The sequence below is a fragment of the Robiginitalea sp. genome, from assembly GCF_049588695.1.
Lineage (GTDB): Bacteria > Bacteroidota > Bacteroidia > Flavobacteriales > Flavobacteriaceae > Robiginitalea.
Genome location: NZ_JBAVZJ010000281.1, coordinates 1 through 4,296, shown reverse-complemented (window position 1 = coordinate 4,296; position 4,296 = coordinate 1). Strand labels below are relative to the sequence as shown.

Sequence of the window (4,296 nt, the reverse complement as noted above, 5' to 3'; positions counted from 1 at the left end):
TCTCAGTGGCGGATAACGACAACGATTCGGCAAATGAATACAACACTGGAATTGCTTTTGATGGAACGAACCTGACGGTTACCGACGGTGGTGGCGTACAGTCTGTGGATATTTCAGCGGTCAGTACGGACGACCAGGAGGGTACCGAAGTTAACCTGACCGTAGGACTGGATTCGGATGGTGACGGTGTCAATGAAACCACAGTGGAGGAATCCCTTAGTGCGATTACTCCAATTACTTCGGGGGCAGCGCGGATTTTTTACCCACCATCAATAGCCATAGATGCCTCGACCAATGGAACGGGCTTTACAGTAGATCTGTATGCGCAATATATTGCCCAGTTTGGATCTCCGGCGGTGGCCAGTACTGGGGCTCCCGCAGCTGTTCCGACATATGCGGCCTCTGATCTGTACTATTACGTTACGCTTGCCGATCCAGCGGTCTTTGACAATATGAGCATCGATGCAAATGGAGTACTGACCTATGACATTATCGGGCAACCATCGGACTATAATTCGCTCATCAATGTCGTATTCGTAGTACGATAACCGGTCTACCTAGTTTTTGTTTTGAAAAACAACCTCCAACATATCACATCCAGAATCGGGTTACTCCTGTTGCTTTTATTCAGCTTTCAGGCACAGGCCCAGTTCCTCCTTCAAGCTCCTAATTCGGGGGATGAAGCGAATTTCAGGTGGTATGAAGCCTCCGATCCAGCATCTGTACTCGGAACGGATTTTTTCTATGAAGCCACACAACCGGGTATCTACTTTGCGACCTATGACGGAACGTTATGCGGGTCTAATGCCACCGATTATTTTATCCTGACAGATTGTAATAGTCCGGATAATCAGGTAATTCTGGATATTACGGCAAACGTAAACGGTTCGGCTACGGTTTCCTGGACCCCTGCCATAAGTGGAGATCAGCTTCAACCCCAGGTTATTGCAAGCCAGACTGTAGTGCGCTATACAGCGCGTATTTCCAAAGCGGGAAATACAACTGAATTACCCTCTTTTGTGGTCGTCTGTATGCAACAGGCAGCTGAATTATTTGATGATATTTTTACACTGAACGAGGATACTTCTGAGGTCCTCCCGATCTTTGACAACGATACGTACCTCCCTCAGGATGGTGCCCTGACCACAACGGATCCGTCCAATGGTACGATAATCATCGATGATAACGGTACACCAAATGATCCCACGGACGATGTACTCACCTATACTCCTGACCCCGATTTTAACGGGGCCGATAGTTTCGACTATACGGTTTGCAATACCTCCGGGGATTGCAGTACAGCGACTGTTACAATAACTGTACTCCCGATTGTCGATGCTATTGATGATGCGATTGCGACTTTGGAAGAACAACCCGTTATCATCGACATCCTTGCCAATGACAATGATATTCCGAATACAGGTACACTAACCCTGACTGATCCTTCCAATGGGACGGTGAGCATTGACGACAATGGCACCCCGGATGATCCTTCAGATGATACAGTGGTGTATACTCCTGAAGATGATTTTGTAGGAACGGATACCTTTACTTACACTCTTTGCGATGCCTCAGGCAATTGCAGTACAGCCACAGTCACTATCATTGTGAATATGGCAGATGTCGACATCGACAGTGATGATGACGGTATTGTCGATCGTTTTGAAGATCTCGATCTCGACGGGGATAACGATCCTTCCACAAACCCCGTAGATACTGACTCTGATGGAATTCCTGACTACCTCGATATCGATTCAGACAACGACGGTATTCCGGATAATGTAGAAGCTCAAACGACCGGGGGTTATCTGCCACCTCTCAATCAGGACCTGAACTCGAATGGCCTGGACGACGCCTATGAGAACGGTGGCTCAGTGGGATTGATTCCCCAGGATACCGATGGAGATGGTTTACCAGACTATGTGGATACGGATAGCGATGACGATGGCGTCCCGGATGCTATTGAAGGTCATGACTGGGATAGGGATGGTTTCCCCGACGTAGTGATACTGGGATCAGACCAGGACAACGATGGACTTGATGATGGCTATGAAGGTAATGAAACTGTAGACGTTGATGTCAATGATGAGATTGACAATCCAAACTCAGATTTACCAGATACCGACTCTGACGGAGAGGCCGATTACCGGGATATTGACGACGATGGTGACCGAATTCCAACAGCATCTGAAGATGCCAATGGGGATGGTATTTTCTCTAACGACGATTCGGATGGGGATGGCATTCCTGACTACCTGGATGCAAGTGCGGAAGGAGATGGTGTGGTAGTATATAATGCTGTTACACCCAATGGAGACGGGGCCTATGACGTCCTCACCATCGAGAATATTGAAAACTTCCCCAATAACAGCGTTCGTATTTACAACCGCTGGGGTGTTTTGGTCTTCAGCACCAGGGCATACAATACCCAGGGTAACACATTTGACGGGACTTCTGAAGGAAGGGCAACAGTGGCCCCTGATAACAAGTTACCGACGGGGACTTATTTCTATGTCCTCGAATACGAAACTCCTGAAGGGGTGATGCGACAACAATCCGGATATCTGTATTTAAATCGATAATTGAATGCTGCAGCTACTGAGCCGACATAATCATTTTTTTCGCAGGTTTTTCTGCCTGGCATTCCTTTCCCTATCCTTTTTGGAAGGGGTTTGGTCTCAACAAGATGCACAGTATACGCAGTATATGTATAACACCGTGAGCATAAACCCCGCCTATGCGGGGTCCCGGGGGCATTTAAGTATTGCGGCCTTGCACCGTTCCCAGTGGGTGGGCCTTGACGGTGCACCAAAGACACAAACCCTGAATCTTCATTCCCCGGTGGGATATAGAGGGGTTGGTCTCGGATTCTCAGTGGTCAATGACCAGATTGGACCTACTTCTGAAACCTACTTCGACGCCGATTTTTCATATACCCTGCAGCTCTCACGTGAAGCCCGTTTGAGCTTTGGCTTAAAGGCGAGTGCACATCTGCTGGATATTCGGTTTTCAGAACTCACGTTGGACCCAAACAACCCGGATTTCACCTTGCAACAGGATATTCAGAATCGGATTTCCCCGAATATAGGTGCGGGTGTTTACTATCATACGGAGCAATTTTACGCAGGTATCTCGGTACCCCGTTTTCTGGAAACCACTCATTTTGATGAATCCCAATTGTCAACGGCCAGGGAGCAAATGAACTTCTACTTTATCACGGGGTATGTATGGGATATTCATCCGCTCTGGAAATTCAAGCCTACGCTGCTTACGAAAATGACTGTAGGGGCTCCTTTGCAGGTAGACCTTTCAGCCAACTTTATGTATGACGAGCGTTTTATAATGGGACTGGCCTACCGATGGGATGCCGCGGTTAGCGCAATGGTCGGGTTTCATATTTCTCCCGCCTTTTTGATTGGTATGGCCTATGATCGCGAAGTAACCGAACTGGGAGGAACAGCCTTTAATGATGGATCCTTTGAAATTATTTTGAGATACGACTTCATCAGCCGCCGCGGACGCATAAAATCCCCTCGTTTTTTCTAAGAACTCCGACCAAACCTCATTGTTTCCTCAATTTTAAGGTATACCCGGGGCTGCTTCAAGGGGACAGCTCTATCAATACAGATCTTATACTTCAGGGTTTTTTATGAATGTATTAACCCAATTCTTCTGCAAAGGCCTTAATTTTGAAATGTGAAAGAAGAAGAAGTTATTCTCGTTACGCCTGAGGACACAGTCATTGGTACCATGCCAAAAATGGAGGCTCATGAAAAAGCAGTCCTGCACCGGGCGTTTTCTGTTTTTGTAATGAATGATAAGGGAGAGACGCTCCTCCAACAAAGGGCAGCACATAAATACCATTCCCCATTACTTTGGACGAATACCTGTTGCAGCCATCAGCGGATTGGGGAGTCTAATATAGCGGCTGGCCGCAGAAGGCTGGGTGAAGAAATGGGATTCGACACGGAGCTTAAGGAATTATTTTCTTTTATCTACAAAGCTCCTTTTGATAATGGCCTCACGGAGCATGAGCTGGACCATGTCTTACTTGGGGATTTTAATGGGGAACCAGAAATCAACCCCGAGGAGGTCGCGAGTTGGAAATGGATGGATTTGGACCTGATTGCAAAAGACCTGGAGGAACACCCGGAAATTTATACGGCCTGGTTCCGGATAATTTTCAATCGCTTTTTCGATCATATACGGCAGGATAAAGGATAATACATGAATGTAAAAGTAAGTAGAAAGGCACATTTTAATGCAGCGCACCGGCTGTACAGACCAGACTGGGAC

At 47.1% G+C, this 4,296-nt stretch carries 4 protein-coding genes and 1 pseudogene; all 5 read left to right on the top strand.

Going from position 1 to position 4,296, the window contains the following annotated elements; genetic code table 11:
- On the top strand, nucleotides 1–548 hold a 548-nt coding region (locus WBV75_RS06775), incomplete at its 5' end, for a hypothetical protein (protein WP_424119878.1).
- A gap of 21 nt (nucleotides 549–569) precedes the next feature.
- Nucleotides 570–2,582 (top strand): Ig-like domain-containing protein, encoded by a 2,013-nt coding sequence (locus WBV75_RS06770; RefSeq protein WP_424119877.1) that lies wholly within the window; start codon nucleotides 570–572, stop codon nucleotides 2,580–2,582.
- Between the two features lie 4 nt (nucleotides 2,583–2,586).
- Nucleotides 2,587–3,546: a PorP/SprF family type IX secretion system membrane protein gene (locus WBV75_RS06765; RefSeq protein ID WP_424119876.1), complete on the top strand. Its 960-nt coding sequence runs from the start codon at nucleotides 2,587–2,589 to the stop codon at nucleotides 3,544–3,546.
- 150 nt (nucleotides 3,547–3,696) lie between these two features.
- Nucleotides 3,697–4,224, top strand: a complete 528-nt coding sequence (gene idi / locus WBV75_RS06760; RefSeq protein ID WP_424119875.1) for an isopentenyl-diphosphate Delta-isomerase — start codon at nucleotides 3,697–3,699, stop codon at nucleotides 4,222–4,224.
- Between the two features lie 3 nt (nucleotides 4,225–4,227).
- Nucleotides 4,228–4,296 (top strand): annotated as a pseudogene (locus tag WBV75_RS06755) (6-carboxytetrahydropterin synthase); the annotation flags it as partial.